The following is a 13,731-nucleotide window of genomic DNA, read 5'->3' on the forward strand; positions in this document are numbered from 1 at the left end:
AAGCAGATCAGTGGTTGCGGGAGGTCCAAGGATGGACGAACGAGTGTTGGTGATCGGTGATTACGCCTTTTGGGTACGCCAGGCCTGTGTGGTGGGGCCGAACCAGCGGCGTTATCGGCTCTGCCCCAAGGCGGCGCTGCTGCTGGAGTACTTCCTGACTCACCCCAATCAGGCCATTTCCCATCAATCTTTGCTGCACCATGGTTGGCCTGGCCGGGTGGTCAGTGATTCCGCATTGCGACGGGTGGTGGCGGATATCCGCCGTGCCTTCGATGACGATTATCGGGCGCCTTTGTACCTGAAGACCTGCCAGACACAGGGCTACCAATGGTTGCAGTTGCCCCACGAGGAGTACCATGCCCCTTTGAGCCGCGTGCGGGAGCGATGGCGTCTGGCGCTGGGGGCGGCGATGGTGGCGGTGGCGTCGGCGGCGACGCTGTGGAGCCTGGAACTGGAAGAGTCGGGTCAGTCCGTTGGCCCTGGTGGTCGTGGGGCTCGGGCTGGTCTGGTGCCCAAGGGAGTGGACAATGGTCACTGGCCATTGCTGCAGTGGCGCCAGCAACAGCTTGAGGCCGACTACAGCTATCGAATCGAGACGTCATTGGCGGGCGGCGAGTGCATCGACGGCCGCCCTCAGCCCAATTCGGTGGTGATTCCGCTGCGCCACTGAGGTGGCCCGGAACCGTTGTCATAAAAAAAGCCCCGACCGGAGTCGAGGCTCTATTCCCTAGAGTGACAATAAAGACGGTTTAGTCTTGTTTGTACTTCAGGGTGCCGTTGGCGTTTATCTCATCGAACCGGAAGGCGTTGCGGGTGCTGCTCAGCACCACGAATCCGGCGTTATAAAAAAGCCCCGACCGGAGTCGGGGCTTATTCGAGTTCAGAGTTCTGAGGAGAAGGGGTTAGTCTTGTTTGTACTTCAGGGTGCCGTTGGCCTTGATCGCATCGAACCGGAAGGCGTTGCGGGTGCTGCTCAGCACCACGAATCCGGTGTCATAAAAAAAGCCCCGACCGGAGTCGGGGCTTATCAGGTGTTCAGGCTACTGAAGACAGGGGATCAGTCTTGTTTGTACTTCAGGGTGCCGTTGGCGTTTATCTCATCGAACCGGAAGGCGTTGCGGGTGTTGCTCAGCACCACGAATCCGGCGTTATAAAAAAGCCCCGACTTGAGTCGGGGCTTATCAGGTGTTCAGTCTACTGAAGACAAGAGGTTAGTCTTCTTTGTACTTCAGGGTGCCGTTGGCCTTGATCTCATCGAACCACAGGTTGTGGTGCTGCTTGGCCCAGTTCTCATCACAGTAACCGGAGACCATGCAATCCATACCACCCTCTGACATAACGGTTGCCATGAAGATGTGAACGATGGAGAAGGCGCAGATGATGATCGCCGACAGGCCGTGGGCGATGATCGCCAGCAGGCTCAGGGTGCGGCTTGGCTCAACATACTGAGGGAACATCAGTACCACACCGGAGATGGAGATCACCAGGCCGAACAGGGCGAAGGCCCAGAACCACAGTTTCTCACCGGCGTTGGCGAAGCCCGCATCCGGGTGTTTACCCTTGAACGGACCGAAGTTGATGTAACCGCCCACCACCATGAACCAGGCGATGTCGTACTTGGCCGGAATCTGGTTCTTGGCCCACAGTACGGTCATCAGCAACCAACCCGCCATGAACGGAAACGCCATGTAGTCGTGAACCGGCTTGGCAATGGCCATCATGGAAGCGAAGGCCGCCTGACCCAGCACGGGTTCAACGAAGAACTTGCCGGCAATCAGCATCAGGCCGGTGAGGATCAGCAAAATGCAGGGAATGGCACCCAACCAGTGGATGGCCACATCGCTCTTGGACCAGCGGTGTACCATTTTGCCGGAAAAGCCGCCGTGCAGTTTAGAGATGCCATTGACCATGATGAACAGTACGAAGATGGCGATCATGCCAAACAGCGCCGCCATCAGGCCCGGGGCCATCAGCACGTTGCGCAGGGGAATGATGCGTTCGTCGTAGACGTTGATCGGCTGGTTATGGAACTCACTCTGAGACGTGGTGTAACCGGTCGCGCCCTCTTTCATGGCTTGCCACAGGACTTCCGACTGACTGGCGGTGGCGGCGGCGCTGTCCGCCGCTTCAGCCATTGCCAGCCCGGGAAGCATGACGGCAACCATCAGCAACAGGGCTTTGATCATTTGTTTCATTTCAGTGCTCCGAAAAGCGCGGGAAGCCTGGGCTTCCCGCCATTTCATTACTTGTTCCAGGTGCCGCGCTTCATGCCACGCTCGGCAACACGCTGACGGTAGATGTCGGACACAACGGCCGCATCACCGGCCAGCAGGGCCTTGGTGGAGCACATTTCGGCGCACATGGGCAGTTTGCCTTCGGACAGACGGTTGGCACCGTACAGTTCCTGCTCTTTGGCAGAGCCTGCTTCGGTGTTTGGACCACCGGCGCAGAAGGTGCACTTGTCCATTTTGCCCTTGGAGCCAAATACGGCTTTTTTCGGGAACTGAGGTGCACCGAATGGGCAGGCGTACAGGCAGTAACCACAACCGATGCAACGCTCTTTGTCGTGCAGTACGATGCCGTCTTCGGTCTTGGTGAAGACGTTCACCGGGCAGACCGCCATGCACGGTGCGTCGGCACAGTGCATGCAGGCTACCGACAGTGACGCTTCGTCGCGTTGACCGTCATTGATGGTTACTACGCGACGACGGGTGATGCCCCATTCCAGCGCGTTGTCGTTTTCGTTCTTACAAGCGGTGACACAGCCGTTACACTCGATGCAGCGCTTGGTGTCACACATAAACTTCATAGTTGCCATAGTGGCTATCTCCTACCCTAAACCTTACGCTTTCTCGATCTGACACAGGGAAGACTTGGTTTCCTGCATCTGAGTGATCGGGTCATAACCATAGGTCAGCGCGGTGTTTGCGGACTCACCTACTACGTATGGCTTGGTGCCATCTGGGTACACCAGGTCAACGTCGTGCATGACACCGGCAAAGTGATAAGGCATCCAGGTAACGCCCAGCTTCACGCGAGGGGTAACCAGGGCCTTGACCTTGATGCGCGCGCCTTCGGCGCCCTCGACCCAGACATCATCCCAGTTACGGATACCACGATCGGCGGCGTCGGCAGGGTTGATCTCAATGAACATCTCCTGCTGCAGCTCGGCCAGCCATGGGTTGGAACGGGACTCTTCACCACCACCTTCGAACTCCACCAGGCGACCGGAGGTCATGGCCAGTGGGTACTTCTTATCCAGGTTCTCGGTGATCACCTTGTCCTGAATGGTCTTGTACAGGGTCGGCAGACGGTGAACCTGCATGTCGTTGTAAGTCGGGTACTTGGCAATCAGGTCGCGACGCGGAGTGTACAGCGGCTCACGGTGAACCGGCATTGGATCCGGGAAGGTCCACACCTTACAGCGGGCCTTGGCGTTACCAAAGGGCACACAACCGTGCTTCATGGCGACGCGATGGATACCACCAGACAGGTCGGTCTTCCAGTTGCGGCCTTCCGCTTCGGCTTTCTCTTCTGCGGTCAGCTCATCCCACCAGCCCAACTGCTTCAGCATGTCGGCGGTGAATTCCGGATGGCCGTCACCCAGCTCGTTACCCTTAGGCGCGGAGCCTTCGGCCAGCAGGTTTTCGCCGTCGTGTTCGACGCCGAAACGGGCACGGAAGTTACCGCCGCCCTGCAGGACGTGCTTGGAGGTATCGTACAGAATGTGGGTGCCCGGGTGCTTCTGCTCCGGGGTGCCCCAACATGGCCAAGGCAGACCGTAGGTTTCGCCTTTGGCCGGGCCGCCCACGGCTTGCAGGTTCTCGTGAGAGAAAGTGCCCCAGTTCTCGGTGTGCATCTTGATGCGCTCCGGAGACTGGCCGGACATACCGATGGTCAGCATGCCGCGGTTGATCTCGCGGGTCACGTCTTCGATAACCGGCATGTTGTTCTTAACCTGCATGCGCTTGGTGAACTGCTGAGCAAAGCCCAGTTTGGTCGCCAGGCGGTACATGATTTCCAGGTCAGGCTTGGATTCAAACAGAGGCTCAACCACCTGCTGACGCCACTGAACGGAACGACCGGAGTTGGACAAAGAACCTTCGGATTCGAATTGGGAACAGGCTGGCAACAGGTAGACGCCATCCTTACGGCGGTGCATCACACCGGCCATGGTTGGGTAAGGGTCGACCACCACGATGGTGTCCATCTTATCCAGTGCGTTACGCACTTCCATCTGACGGGTTTCGGTGTTGACCGACTGACCCCAGAAGAACGCCATGCGGACGTTGTCTTTCTGGCCCAGCTTGGTTTTGTCTTCTAGAACACCATCGTGCCAGCGTGAACATGGCATGCCAGGAGTGGTCATCGGCTTCTTACCCAGGTATTCACCTTGGTCGAAACGGCCTTGAACCCAGTCAAAGTCCAGATCCCATACGTGGCTCCAGTGCTTCCAGGCACCGGTAGACAGACCGTAGTAGCCTGGCAGGGTGTCAAACAGCAGACCCAGATCGGTCGCGCCTTGCACGTTATCGTGGCCACGGAAGATGTTGGTACCGCCACCGGATTGACCCATGTTGCCCAGCGCCAGCTGCAGCAGACAGTAGGCACGAGTGTTGGCGTTACCGACGGTGTGTTGGGTACCACCCATACACCAAACGACGGAACCAGGACGGTTTTCTGCCATCAGCTTAGCGGCCTGGTACACCTGGTCTTCTTCGATGCCACAGACTTCTGCAACTTCGCTCAGAGGCCATTTAGCGGCTTCTTTGCGGATGTCGTCCATACCCCAGACGCGCTGGTCGATGAAAGTCTGGTCCTGCCAGTTGTTTTCAAAGATGACGTTGAGCATGCCGTAGATAAACGGAATGTCGGTACCAGGGCGAATGCCAACGTGCAGATCAGAGTGAGCAGCCGTACGGGAGAAACGTGGGTCAATAACGATGATTTTAGCGTTATTGCGTTCTTTGGCGGTGAGGATGTGCTGCATGGAAACCGGGTGGGCTTCGGCAGGGTTGGCACCGATAAAGAAGATGGCGTTTGCGTGACGGATGTCGTTGAACGAGTTGGTCATTGCACCGTAGCCCCAGGTGTTGGCAACACCGGCTACTGTGGTTGAGTGACAGATACGAGCAGAGTGGTCAACGTTGTTGGTGCCCCACATGGCCGCAAATTTGCGGTACATGTAACAGCCTTCGTTGGAGAATTTGGCGCTGCCCATGAAGTACACGGAATCCGGACCGGACTGCTCGCGAATCTTCAGCATCTGGTTGCCAACTTCTTCGATGGCCTGATCCCAGCTCAGCTTCTTCCACTTGCCGCCTTCCAGCTTCATTGGGTATTTCACCCGCAGCTTGGAGTGGCCGTGTTCGCGCAGGGCGGCACCTTTGGCACAGTGGCCACCACGGTTGAATGGGTGATCAAAGGCAGGCTCCTGGCCGACCCAAACGCCGTTCTGTACTTCGGCGTAGACACCACAGCCCACCGCACAAGCGGAACAAATGGTGCGCTTTACTTCGATGGGGGCGTTGTGATCAACATGATGGCCGGAGGCTTGCGCCTTACGGATCATGCCGGTGCCCAACATGGAAGCGGCGGCAATGCCTCCGGTGGTGACACCGGCGTTCTTCAGGAACTGACGACGGTTCAGGCCCAGTCCTTTTTTGGTTTCTACCTTAACTTCGGTAGAGGTACGTTTGAGTTGCATCGCAATTCTCTCCTGGATTACTGGCCGCGCAGGCTGGCGTAGTAGCTGCGTACGTGGTCGGTTTCTTTATAGCCAGAGTGCTTGGCTTCGGCTTTGGCCGAGGTGGCTGCAACTGGGGTGGCAATGGCAGCCACACCGGCAGCAGCTGGAGCCATGGCCAGGGCTTTCAGTAAACCGCGGCGCTCCAGGTTGGTGTTGTTGTGTTTCATCATCTTTCCTCGGAAGTAGGGGCGACGAGTGTTTTGGCCCCAACCGAATGAGCGGCATTGGTCAGGGCAGTAAAACGAGCCAAAAATGGCAGGCAGAATTGTCTATGTACGCAGACGGGAAAAATGTGAAGTTCGACAAGGTTCGCCGACCCCAAAGTGATAAATCGGAGTGATATTTGACCTAAATCTCCTTGTTAAGTGCTTATTAACCCAGGGTTTACCTAAATGTGACTTGTAGTTGAATAAAAAAGGTTTTTTTCACGATATTCGTAGAGGGTTGTCACATATTGATGCCTTTATCGGCGGGGTTGAGACAGTTTGGCCCGCATTTTGGTTCACATACACCTCGGCGGTTCTTTTAGAGTTAGTTTAAGTGACCTTGGGGATTTAACCTTTAGTTAACCTGGGTAAAAATTGCGTTCGGAGAGGGTTGTTGCTGTAACTCACAAAAGTGAGGGTTTTTAGTGCTTCAGCAGTGAGCCGGCCGGCAATTACCGGAAAACTGTGACGGATTTCAACTAATGGGTCTTTCATTGATCTCGATCAAGGGTCGTTTTTGGAAATCCGCTACTCTGCTCACACTGAATTTGCGTTTTTGAATCTGATTCTTTTAGAGTCTCAACCGGAGCCTGTTATGCGCCAGCCCTGCTTACCACATCTGTATATTCTGATCGTCGGTGTGTTCCTGGCCCTGACTCCGTTTGTCATCAATGCGGTTCTGATGCTGTCCGACGGCCTGGTATAAACCGCTTCATTTTGCTTCTGATTCCTGGGTCGGATACTCTCTGATTAACGGCCATCCAGGAACCCCCCAGCCATGCCATTCATTGTTTTGTTTCTTTCGCTATTCTCTGCCGTCGCCATGGCGGTGACCGATCCGGTTTTGATTACCCAGCCAACTCAGGTTCAGCCGGTGTGCTGGTATCAGGGGCAACAATACTCCCAGGGGGCGTTGCTGGAGATGTCCGGCCGTACTCTGGTGTGTGCCCAGAAAACCGAACATGAAACCAATGGCAGCCTGATCTGGTTGCCGCTGGATGAGCAGGGACAGCCTATCTGGCCGGAGCCGGTCCGCCACAGTAAGATTCGCATTAACTGACGACTCAGGTACGCTTCTTGGCCCTGGGATGGGCCTGGTCATAGACTTCGGCCAGGTGTTGAAAGTCCAGGTGGGTATAGACTTGGGTGGTGCTGAGATTGGCGTGGCCGAGCAACTCCTGAACGGCGCGCAGATCCTGGGAGGATTCCAGCATGTGGGTGGCGAAGGCGTGGCGCAATTTATGCGGATGCACTCGGGCACCGACCGCCTGTTGCTGCCCCCATTTCGCCAAGCGAGCCTGCACCGAGCGTGGGCTGATACGGGTGCCGCGGTTGGAGACAAACAGAGCCCCGCCGCTCTCCGTGGTCAATCCAGGGCGCAGCGTCAGCCAACGTTCTATCCACTCGATGGCCACTGAGGTCACCGGCAGCAGCCGGGTTTTGCCCCCTTTCCCGGTGACTCTCACCAGCTTTTCCTTCGCATCCAGTTGATCGAGGTCGATGGCCACCAGTTCAGCCAGTCGCAGACCACTGGAGTAGAACAGCTCCATCATCGCCCGATCGCGAACGGCAAGGGGATCCTCGCTGTCGATGCTGAGCAGTTGGTCCATCTGGTCCACGTCCAGATTCTTCGGCAGAGGTTTGCCCTGTTTGGGGGCGCTGAGGTGGCGAGCGGGATTGTGATCCACGGTGCCGTCATCGACCAGGAAGTCGAAGAACTGACGCAGCGCCGACAGGGTCAGGGCCAGCGAGCGCGGGGACAACCCCTGTCGGTGTAACTTGCTGATCAGCTGCTGCAACTGTGGGTGGCTGACGCTTTGCCAACGCTGCACGCCCTGCTGTTGCAACAGGGGCGCGCATCGGTTCAATTCTCTCAGGTAGTTACGACAGGTGTGGGGCGAATACTGACGTTCGCTGCGTAAGTAGCGCTCGAACTGGCGCAGTGGCTCATCCATGCAGCAGTTGCGGGATCTTGTAGGCCAACAACTGGCGCACCTGATCCAGCATCATGGTGTCCATGTCCGGGGAGAAGTGGCTGGGATCGTTGGAGGCGATGGCCAGCAGCGCCACAGGTTGACTGCGATCGCCGATGCACACCAGTGCCACCGAGCCGTTGTCCTGAGCCACCAGTGGGTTCTGCTCCTGTGCAGGGAGTCGGCCAAGGTAGTAGCCCTGTTCATTGAGGCGGCGACGCAGAATCAGGTTGAGCTCAGGTTGATCAAACTGCCCCTGTAGATCGGTAATGGCCAGCCGGACCTTGGCAAACCGAAAGCGGTTCTTGAAGCTGTCCACCAATACCCGGTTGACCTCGTCAAGGCTGCGGGTGTTGAGCAGGTCAAAGAACAGCTGGTTGTAGAATCGGTAGATGTCTTCGTTGCGGGAGGCCACCGACAACAGCGAGGTGATCTCCTCTTCCAGCTGTTGCACCCGGGATCTCAAGTTCAGTTGCTGGTGTTCAATCAGCGAGACGGTGCCGCGTTCGGTATGGGGAATCCGCAGGCTCAGCAGCAACTCTGGGTGGCGAATGAAAAAATCCGAGTTCTCCAGCAAGTACTCTTTGACCATGCTGGCACTCAGATCGTTAAGGCTGTCGGTGAGATCGTGTTTCATAATCCAATTTGACCATCGTAAACGTGTACGGCTGGCCCGGTCATTTCTACAGCCTTTCCATGGCCTGGCCAATCAATGTGTAAGGTACCACCTGGCAAATCAACGCGCACCTTTTGCGACAGAATTCCCTGATGCTGGCCGATCACCGCTGCGGCGCACGCTCCGGTGCCGCAGGCCAGGGTTTCCCCGGCGCCGCGTTCAAAGACTCTCAATTTGATGTGGGAGTCGGACAACACCTGCATAAAGCCGACATTGACCCCCTTGGCAAAGCGCTCATGCTTGCTCAGTTTGCGGCCGATGCCAACCACATCGGCGTTGTCGATGTCGTCTACCTGCAGCACACAGTGAGGGTTGCCCATGGAGACGGCGCCACACAGATGAATCTGGTCGTCGGTTTGCAGCAGGTAGGTTTTCTCTACCTTATTGGCCCGAAACGGCAACTGGCCCGGTTCAAATCTCGGTTGCCCCATGTTGACGGTCACCTGATCGTCGTGCACCAGTCGAAGCTTAAGGGTGCCGGCCTGAGTACTGACCCCGATGTGATTCTTGTTGGTCAGCCCTTTCATCCGCACGAAACGGGCAAAGCAGCGGGCGCCGTTGCCGCAGTTTTCCACTTCGCTGCCGTCTGCATTGAAGATGCGGTAATGAAAATCCAGCTCGGGATCGTAGGGGGGTTCCACCATCAGTAGCTGATCAAAACCCACGCCAAAATGCCGATCGCCGAGACGACGGATCTGTTCCGGAGACAGATACAGGTTCTGAGTGACGGCATCGACGACCATAAAGTCGTTGCCTAACCCCTGCATTTTGGAGAACTGGATCAAGACGCTGTCCTACTTTGGAATTTAAGTTTTTGATTAGTTTACGGCAGTAAGTGCTCACCTTGCCACAACTGATTGACGGTTTCTCGTTCCCGTATCAGCTGGGCCCGGTTGCCGTCGGCCATTATCTCGGCAATTCTGGGGCGGCTGTTGTAGTTGGAGGCCATGGCAAAGCCATAGGCACCGGCGCTGCGCACCGCCAGCAGATCGCCGGGCTCCAACACCAAGGGGCGATCTTTGCCAAGAAAATCACCGGTTTCACAAATGGGTCCCACGACATCGTAGCGGCGTGGGCTGCCCGAACGGGGAGTGACCGGGATGATCGCCTGCCAGGCGCTGTAGAGACTGGGACGCAGCAGGTCATTCATGGCCGCATCCACCACCGCAAAGTCTCGATCGTCTCCCTGTTTGAGGTACTCGACCCGAGTCAGCAGTACGCCGGCATTGGCCATGATGGCCCGGCCCGGTTCGAAGATCAGGGTCAGCGGTCTGCCTTTGAGCAGTTTCAGCAATTCGGCGGCATACTGATCCGGGTGGGGCGGATTTTCATCGCCATAGTTCACCCCTAAGCCGCCACCGACATCGAGGTGATGAATTCGAATCCCGCGTTGTTCGAGCCGATCGATCAGCGCCAGCAGCCGTTCCAGCGCCGCCAGAAACGGTGGCAGGGTGGTCAGTTGCGAGCCGATGTGGCAATCCACCCCTTTAATGTCGATGTGAGGCAGTTGCCGGGCCAGCTCAAAGGCGGCCTCGGCCCGGGCCATGGGGATGCCGAACTTATTCTGCTTCAGGCCGGTGGAGATGTAGGGGTGAGTGCCGGCGTCCACATCCGGGTTGATGCGCAGCGACACCGGTGCCACCAGCCCGAGCTCCTTGGCAACCTGGTTAAGGCGTTGCAGCTCTGGCTCGGACTCCACATTGAAACAGTGAATGCCCGCCGTCAGCGCCTGACGCATCTCTTCGGTGCGCTTGCCGACGCCGGAGAACACCACTTTTCCGGGATCCCCTCCCGCTTCCAGCACTCGCGCCAGCTCGCCGCCGGAGACGATGTCAAAGCCGCTGCCCAGGCGCGCCAGCAGGTTGAGAATCGCCAGGTTGCTGTTGGCTTTGACCGCGTAGCAGATGAGATGAGGGTGGGCGCCGACGGCCGCATCAAAGGCGTGCCAGTGGCGCTCAATGGTGGCCCGGGAGTAGACGTAGCAGGGCGTGCCATAGCGGTCAGCCAGTTCGGCCACGCTGACCTGTTCAGCCATCAGGCGTCCTTGGTGATAACTGAAATGGTCCATGGCGGTGTCCTATGGCTGAGGGTCGCGTTCCTGTTCAGATTCAGCGGCGACCGGGTGTTCCGAGGCAGGCGGATTGACGGCCTCCGGTTCGGGGAGCATCAGTGGTCCTTTCTGACCACAACCGGCCAGCAGCCAGCAGCAAAAAAATGCGGTAAACAGTCGTAACATGGGAAAAGCGATGACCTTGGGAATTTAGCCCTCTATAATCGCATTCCAACCGCCAATTGCAAACAAAGAGAATAGATCATGTCGATGGATACAAGCCGCTTTCACCAACTGGCCGATGACACGCTGGAAGGCATCGTTGATGCCATCGATGACAGTGAGTTGGAGCTGGATTATGAGCAGTCTGGCAACGTGCTGGATCTGGAGTGCATCGATGGCAGCCACATTGTGCTGAATAAGCAGGAAGCGATGTGTCAGCTGTGGTTGGCAACCAAGTTTGGTGGCTACCGCTTCAGTCAGGTCGAGGGACAATGGATTGAAGAGCGTGAAGGGGTGGAGTTGTTGAGTTTCTTAGCCGAGTCGGTGGCCAAACAGGGTGGAGAGCAGATTCAATTTTAATGCTTGCCGAGCGAATCCCTCCGTGGATTCGCTGGCGGAGCTACCCCAGCTGCAGCAGTTCCGATTCCGCCAGGGGCATCACCGTCAATTCGCCGTTGCAGCGCTTCAGTCGATAGAACTGCGGCAGATTAAAGCTGCCACCGCCAAACTTTCCTTCCTGCTTAAACACATAAAGATCACTGATGTTGTCGATCAGGGCGCTCAACTGGGTGACCGAATGGAAAAATCGTTGCATGACGTTGTTTTCATCCAGCAGATAGATGTCCAGCCCTTGCTGGCGCTCGCGCACGAAGTACTGTCGCATCCCCTTGCGGGCGTGCAGCCGCAGTATCGCCGGCGCGCTGGCATAGGGGTCATCGCCCAGGCGCGGCTGCGGCAGCGTCTGCAGGGTGCCTTCCTTGAGAGGCTCCGGCAGTGGCGGCAGTTCATCGGCGGGCCGCCAATGCATGCCCTGAGTGGAAAACAGCAGCCCATACTGATGCTCACCGATGGTCAAGGGCAGAACCTGCAGTTGCTCGGCCCGGCTTTGCTGGCGTAAGCGTCCACACTGCTCGATCAGAAATTGCAGCTTATCGGTGATCTGACGGTTGGCTCTGTGGCCGACCGACACCACCCGGACTTGGGGCAAGTGCTCATTGGTGATGCCGGACATCAGTTGCTCCAGCATTTTCAGTATGCCGTGCTCACCGTCGAAGCTGTGGTAGTGCAGCTCACCCCAACTGTTGCGACATAACAGCTCCAGCGACCCTATCAGTGGTCGCTTGGGGCGCCCGGTGGACAACACTTTATTGCCCCTCAGGTCCAGCATCGCTTCGGAGCCGTGCCAGTGACGGGAGGGATCCTGTTCCAGGTTGACCACCACCGTAATCTCGTCCAGATGCCAGGGTTGTTGCAGGGCCTCCAGATCGCTGGTTTCCGGTTGCGGCAGTTGCTGGCAGAACTGACGGGCCAAGCGGGTCAGTGAGCGACTGCTTCGGCCCTGGCCGGCATTGAAACAGTGTATCTGGGTATGAAAGTCCACCAAACCGTTGGCGGCGGCCCAGGCGATGCACGCCAGGCGGCTGCGGTGGTGGAACAAGGGGCTTTCACCAAACAGCAGCCGTTTGTCCGGTGGTTGCCGGTACAGGTACCAGTTGCCGCCGTGGCCGTCGCTGGCGTCCACCTGCAGCAGGGTCAGGTGTGGTTCCACCAGGCCGTGGCTCCATAACGGATTCAGCCTCACCAGCTTGTCCGGTTCCGACTCAAACTGGGTGTAGAGTTTGCGGGTCAGGATGCCCATGTCCTGAATCTGCAGTTGCCGGGGCAAGCGTTGGCCGCTGGCGAAGCTGGTGAGCCTCTGGTAGCTGGCCAGCATCAACTGTTGCAGTTGCTGATTGAACCAGCGCACCTGGCCGGCATGCCAGTGCTGGGCCTGGTCCAGCGACTCGATCAGCAGCGGTGTCCACTGCCATTGCTTCGCCAGCTTGGTCAGTTTGCGCCGCCGCCAGTCATCGTCATCCACCGGCGCGCTGTTGCTATGGCATTTCAGGTAGAAGCAGCGTTGCACCATCGATAGCCGGCTGGGTTCTTGCTGACGGGTCAGGTAGTGCTCCAGTCGCTGGTACAGCATCAGATAGTGATCGGTTTCCTGCACCGATTTGCCGGCCTTAAGCCCGTACCACAGCTGATCGCGCAGGATGCGCTGATCCGGGTAGTCGGCGACGTAGGCTTCCAGCAGCAGCACCTTGAGGGCGGATTTATGGGGACGGTCGATGCCCTTAAACAGCTGCCACAAGGCGGCACCAAAGAACTCACTGGCGGGCAGATGTTGGATCTGGCCGAGGGACAGCAGTGCCGGATGGTGAGTCGGTGCGCCGGGCCACCAGGCCAGGGCTTTGCCGGCCAGGCGGATCTGGGTGCGGTAGAACTCCTCCAGCAGCAGCCAGTGTTGGGCGCTGCCGCTGTGTTCCTTATCCAGACAGCGCTGGCAGGGCAGGCCGAACTGACAGGGATTGATCAGAAACAGGTGGGTTTCCAATCCCTGTTCGGTGGCCCAGCGGCTGAGCCATTGTGCCTTTTGCTGCAGGGCATCCAGGGTGTCGCTGTCCAGGCCGTCTTCATGAACCAGCCACAGATCCACGTCGGAGCTGCGGGTCTGGCCGAGGGAGCCGCTGCTGCCCATGGCATAGAGTCCCAGCAGCGGCCCAGTGTGGCTCAGGTCCTCGTCGGAGGGACGGAACAGCGGTGGCGAGACGAAGCCGCTGACGGCGGTCGGGCAGCCGGGCAATAAGCGTGACTTCGGGCAATGCAAGGCACCGATCACCGTCGACAGTACGGCAATCTGATGTGGGCTCAGAAGCTGCTGGAATTGCTTAAGCCGAACCTGATTTAGGGTGTTACTCAGGGCGATATCGGCCGAAACCTGATTCAATGTGGGCTCACAAAATAGGGGGAAACTGTGATCATGATAACATTATTCCGGGGTTGACGAGAAATCGTGAAAAGGATCAATTTTC

Annotated in this window: 14 protein-coding genes; 4 read left to right on the forward strand and 10 right to left on the reverse strand. The window is 57.6% G+C overall.

The window, feature by feature from the left end; genetic code table 11:
• The first annotated feature begins 31 nt into the window (after window positions 1–31).
• Both H598_RS0100865 and H598_RS0100870 read left to right on the forward strand, forming a co-directional pair.
• Window positions 32–670: a winged helix-turn-helix domain-containing protein gene (locus H598_RS0100865; RefSeq protein ID WP_028111303.1), complete on the forward strand. Its 639-nt coding sequence runs from the start codon at window positions 32–34 to the stop codon at window positions 668–670.
• 85 nt (window positions 671–755) lie between these two features.
• Window positions 756–1,154, forward strand: coding sequence for a hypothetical protein (locus H598_RS0100870; protein WP_028111304.1), 399 nt, complete (start codon window positions 756–758; stop codon window positions 1,152–1,154).
• Between the two features lie 57 nt (window positions 1,155–1,211).
• On the opposite strand, the gene H598_RS0100875 is transcribed toward H598_RS0100870, so the two are convergent.
• From H598_RS0100875 to H598_RS0100890, 4 genes are read right to left on the reverse strand one after another with little or no spacing between them, the layout of a single operon-like run.
• Window positions 1,212–2,195 (reverse strand): formate dehydrogenase subunit gamma, encoded by a 984-nt coding sequence (locus tag H598_RS0100875; RefSeq protein ID WP_028111305.1) that lies wholly within the window; start codon window positions 2,193–2,195, stop codon window positions 1,212–1,214.
• 47 nt (window positions 2,196–2,242) lie between these two features.
• Window positions 2,243–2,818: a formate dehydrogenase FDH3 subunit beta gene (gene fdh3B, locus H598_RS0100880; RefSeq protein WP_028111306.1), complete on the reverse strand. Its 576-nt coding sequence runs from the start codon at window positions 2,816–2,818 to the stop codon at window positions 2,243–2,245.
• A gap of 24 nt (window positions 2,819–2,842) precedes the next feature.
• Window positions 2,843–5,707, reverse strand: a complete 2,865-nt coding sequence (locus tag H598_RS0100885; RefSeq protein WP_028111307.1) for a formate dehydrogenase subunit alpha — start codon at window positions 5,705–5,707, stop codon at window positions 2,843–2,845.
• 17 nt (window positions 5,708–5,724) lie between these two features.
• The gene (locus H598_RS0100890) at window positions 5,725–5,919 is read right to left on the reverse strand and encodes a twin-arginine translocation signal domain-containing protein (RefSeq protein ID WP_342663216.1); all 195 of its coding nucleotides are present in this window, start codon (window positions 5,917–5,919) and stop codon (window positions 5,725–5,727) included.
• A gap of 814 nt (window positions 5,920–6,733) precedes the next feature.
• Between H598_RS0100890 and H598_RS0100900 the strand changes: the two genes are divergently transcribed.
• Window positions 6,734–7,015, forward strand: coding sequence for a DUF1496 domain-containing protein (locus tag H598_RS0100900; RefSeq protein WP_051252217.1), 282 nt, complete (start codon window positions 6,734–6,736; stop codon window positions 7,013–7,015).
• 4 nt (window positions 7,016–7,019) lie between these two features.
• On the opposite strand, the gene xerC is transcribed toward H598_RS0100900, so the two are convergent.
• Genes xerC through lptM form a run of 5 tightly spaced genes read right to left on the reverse strand, consistent with a single transcriptional unit; the run spans window position 7,020 to window position 10,840 of the window.
• Window positions 7,020–7,910: a tyrosine recombinase XerC gene (xerC, locus tag H598_RS0100905; protein WP_028111310.1), complete on the reverse strand. Its 891-nt coding sequence runs from the start codon at window positions 7,908–7,910 to the stop codon at window positions 7,020–7,022.
• Window positions 7,903–8,565 (reverse strand): DUF484 family protein, encoded by a 663-nt coding sequence (locus H598_RS0100910; protein ID WP_051252219.1) that lies wholly within the window; start codon window positions 8,563–8,565, stop codon window positions 7,903–7,905. The genes xerC and H598_RS0100910 overlap by 8 nt, the downstream gene beginning before the upstream one ends.
• Window positions 8,562–9,389 (reverse strand): diaminopimelate epimerase, encoded by an 828-nt coding sequence (dapF, locus tag H598_RS0100915; RefSeq protein WP_028111312.1) that lies wholly within the window; start codon window positions 9,387–9,389, stop codon window positions 8,562–8,564. Before dapF ends, H598_RS0100910 begins: the two co-directional genes overlap by 4 nt.
• A 38-nt stretch (window positions 9,390–9,427) precedes the next feature.
• Window positions 9,428–10,672, reverse strand: a complete 1,245-nt coding sequence (gene lysA, locus H598_RS0100920; protein ID WP_028111313.1) for a diaminopimelate decarboxylase — start codon at window positions 10,670–10,672, stop codon at window positions 9,428–9,430.
• A 9-nt stretch (window positions 10,673–10,681) separates the two neighbouring features.
• Window positions 10,682–10,840 (reverse strand): LPS translocon maturation chaperone LptM, encoded by a 159-nt coding sequence (gene lptM, locus H598_RS27145; RefSeq protein ID WP_252008015.1) that lies wholly within the window; start codon window positions 10,838–10,840, stop codon window positions 10,682–10,684.
• Window positions 10,841–10,918: 78 nt separating this feature from the next.
• On the opposite strand from lptM, the gene cyaY reads away from it, so the two are divergent.
• Window positions 10,919–11,236 carry an iron donor protein CyaY gene (cyaY, locus tag H598_RS0100930; RefSeq protein ID WP_035414901.1) on the forward strand — a complete coding sequence of 106 codons (318 nt, stop codon included), beginning with the start codon at window positions 10,919–10,921 and terminating at the stop codon, window positions 11,234–11,236.
• A gap of 40 nt (window positions 11,237–11,276) precedes the next feature.
• Here the strand turns inward: cyaY and H598_RS0100935 are convergent, their stop codons facing one another.
• On the reverse strand, window positions 11,277–13,646 hold the full coding sequence (locus H598_RS0100935) for a class I adenylate cyclase (RefSeq protein WP_028111315.1): 2,370 nt from the start codon (window positions 13,644–13,646) through the stop codon (window positions 11,277–11,279).
• Between the last annotated feature and the right edge of the window lie 85 nt (window positions 13,647–13,731).

The sequence above is a fragment of the Ferrimonas kyonanensis DSM 18153 genome, assembly GCF_000425405.1.
Classification (GTDB): Bacteria; Pseudomonadota; Gammaproteobacteria; order Enterobacterales; family Shewanellaceae; genus Ferrimonas; species Ferrimonas kyonanensis.